Below are 3469 nucleotides of genomic sequence, written 5' to 3' on the forward strand. Positions count from 1 at the left end.
CGCTGTACCACGTGTAGTTTTACTTCCACAGAAATAGAACTTCTTTTAGACATTAGAAAAACTCCCATCATTAGTAGTAGTAGTTTTTGTTTTTTCTACTGTCTACTATGATGGGAGCATATCATTAACTAGGTTTTACAGCTCTTTATCAAAAATCTATTTGTTTATTGGATAGAACATTTTATTAAATTCCTTAGTATACTCATCACGAATTACTTCCTTCAAATGTGCTATAAATTCATCACTGTTATAATATTCTTGGTAAACATTTAACGCAGCCTGAACCATATTGTTGTAACCATAGACATTTTGCAACTTGGTTTCAAACTTTTCTCTCAATACAGGATAGCTATAACTTAACGCTCTCCTAACATTATACATGACGTTATATAATCTTTTTCTATTGTCTTTTGTAAACTCGTTAACTAAGAAGTTAGTTAATGCAATATTAACCTTATTTTGATCAGCAACATCGTCTGTAGTGAGCTTTAGATGCTCTAGGAATGTAGAAGAAGATGGGTGCGAAAGATCAATGTTATTTCCTTGGAATTCAATCGCTGAAAATAACAAATCGTTAAGTTTTGTTCCTTCAATATCTCCATCAACATAGATTGATATACGTCCATTTACCACTGCTTTTGATATAAATCTAACTCCGGTACGAAGTGATCTAATAAACGCCTCTGCTGTGCTCCAATACAAGTGTTCATTTAGAACGTATTTTATTTTTACTAATTCACGCATTGCTTCAACTCGTTCAACTAACTCTTGTTCGTTATATTTCAACTTCAGTGACCAAGCATTTTCCTTTCCTACATAAAAGAAAGGATTAACTCTTCCTTCACCATCTTTATAAAATCGTTTTAATTGGATCTCAAATAATATATCGACTAGATATTCATATATTGCTTCCTCACTAAGTCTACTAGAAAAATTACCTGCTAATTCTTGTTGCCCTCTAATGATTAATTCATCAATATATATGCTCACATTTTTTGGCTTTGTAGTAATACAACAAACTTTCTCGGCTTTAAATGATTTTTTTGTTTCTGATTCTATTTTTTCAATATCAGCCAAATTATCCTTCATAACATCTACAAATATATAATCATCCATATCTGAAGCGTCACTTTTAGTAATTATTTCATCACTCTGACTAATCCCAATGTACAATTGTATATCTCTATCTCTTATTTCTCTACCTGTTTCGTTTTGATATGAAAAGAGGGAGGATAACGTTTTATCGTCATCCGTCGATACATTATGTTTTTTTAATAAGAGAATGGCATCGACACCTAAATTAATTATCTCTTTTAAGGACATTTCACGCTCATACATAGTAGAACCACTTAACTGAGATAAACCAGGAGTATCCGTTAATTTGAATCTCACTCTATACCCCTTATTCATCCATTGAGCAAATCCTTTGTGCTTCTTGAATGCATTTAACAATTTATCATCCATACCCTGTATATTCACGATTTTCTTCAAAATTAAACTATAAGGATTTCTTGGAGAATGGATTTCATTAATTATTTTTCTATGGTTGGAATCACTTAAAATGAACTCAATAGTTTCCGAATATTCTTCAACATGACTTTGTGCAACATTGTTATACACTCTCTCTTTAAGTAATTCTTTCAATTTATCTAATTTCTTACCCACTAAATATTCAACCATATTTATTACTCGGTTGTATGTATAAAACACAAATTCTTGAATTATACTATCTTTGAATTGAATGACTTCGCTCCATTTGTCTTTTACCTTACCAGTTACGTAATTTATTTGAGCATTAATCTTTTCTTTTTCTCCGTTTAATTTTGCCAGTTGAGAATCTAGTTCAGTAGGATCAACACTACTTAACAATTCCAAACCACTTTTTGTTGATAGTTCTATAAACTTTTCATCATCTTTAAATTGTGTAAGCCGTACAACTCCACTAACAGAAGTTATCAGGTCTTCTGTAAATCTTCCACTCTCAACGTACTTTTTTATTGCACTAAGTTGTAAAGTAGATTTATTCCCATTCTCTATAAATTTCTTATAAACAAATGTAAATACTTCTAAGAGTTTCAATTTTACATCGTGACTACCAATTAAATCATTATAGTAAATAGTCATAATAAGTCGGTTAACATCTAAATCTTGGTCAATTATCGTTACGGTTGGTGTTACAGTATTCTGACCGCCTTTATCTGGTGTAGTATCAATAAACTTTAATCTTGCAGAGATAATCTTAAATAACGTAGATTTACCTACCCCTGAATCACCTGCTACTGCAACATTAATACAATTCAAATAATCACTTAACACTTTAAATTTTTCCATTACTGTTTCCTCCTAATATAATTTCATTATTAGAGGCAAACAAAAAAGAGATGCACTTTTATAGTTACTTAAAAGGCATCTCATATCATCTCAATGAAATTAAATATACTATGCCTTATAATAAATAACTTATACGGCATCTCTTGAATGCCACCATTTACAAAATTCCAGATGCCAATATGACAACACCATAAAAAAATGTAAACACTACTGGTGAAAATTATTAAGACATGGCATAATAATCTTCTCTAATAAAAATAATATAACTGATTTAATTTCAAAAATCAACAACTATTCCCATTTCGATTCTAAGCGATTTAATTTATTGTTCGTGACCAAGGGGTTAGCTTAATCGCTTAGAATCGAAGCGTAAAAAAAGGGAAAGTAGATGGATTATTCCAAATACCTTCCCTTTTAGTTATTTTAGCGTATTTCATTTAATACACATAGCTCTTGATTATATTCCATCACTATCACATCATCTAATAAATGCTTATATGTTTTAACATAGTAATTTGCTAATGACTCATTCTTCTTTACATTTAGATCATAGTTAATAACAATGATGCGAGTTTTACCCTTTGGCGTATGTTGCAGATAGAATACCGCTTCATTTAATACAGACAATTTAGCACTAGGTACATTTCCACTTTCAGTCCATGTATAATTCTTCGTTTTAACAATTATTTCACCGTTCGATGACACCAAATCAAATTTGTGATCTTTGGCAGGATTTCCAACCGGAAAAGCTACTTCAAATTCAAAAGATTGATTATATTTTTCCATCAAAGCGATTCTAACTAATGATTGAAACGATTTACCCTTATCAATGCTTGAAAAATTTTGAGTCATTAAATATCCCCCTATTCAATTATCAAGATTACTAATAGTAATATACTTTACTCAGCTTTTTCTTCACTTATCGGAGCTGACAATGTATCGAGCTTTACTGGATCGGCTATACTAAGTTAGACAGAAAAATTAAGGGGTAGTAGAATAAAAGAAATAGAAGAAGGAGCGGAACTACTACCATGTCCAAACAAAGAAGAACATTCACAGCAGCATTTAAGAAACAGATGGTTGATCTCTATGAAAATGGAAAACCTAGAGCGTCAATTGTAAGAGAATATGAGCTTAC

The 3469-nt window shown here is 31.0% G+C and carries 2 protein-coding genes; both read right to left on the bottom strand.

Translation table 11 applies throughout. From position 1 onward, the window contains the following. Positions 1-156 precede the first annotated feature (156 nt). Positions 157-2331, bottom strand: a complete 2175-nt coding sequence (locus tag ACFSTH_RS11465) for a hypothetical protein (RefSeq protein WP_377774871.1) — start codon at positions 2329-2331, stop codon at positions 157-159. Positions 2332-2754: 423 nt separating this feature from the next. Continuing rightward, positions 2755-3183, bottom strand: a complete 429-nt coding sequence (locus ACFSTH_RS11470) for a hypothetical protein (protein ID WP_377774870.1) — start codon at positions 3181-3183, stop codon at positions 2755-2757. Positions 3184-3469 lie beyond the last annotated feature (286 nt).

It is taken from the genome of Paenibacillus yanchengensis, assembly GCF_042684845.1.
Classification (GTDB): Bacteria; Bacillota; Bacilli; order Paenibacillales; family Paenibacillaceae; genus Pristimantibacillus; species Pristimantibacillus yanchengensis.

What these genes read in the sequence shown, in the direction of transcription:
- ACFSTH_RS11470 (WP_377774870.1), bottom strand. Translation starts at nt 3,183, where the DNA reads ATGACTCAAAATTTTTCAAGCATTGATAAGGGTAAATCGTTTCAATCA.
- ACFSTH_RS11465 (WP_377774871.1), bottom strand. Translation starts at nt 2,331, where the DNA reads ATGGAAAAATTTAAAGTGTTAAGTGATTATTTGAATTGTATTAATGTT.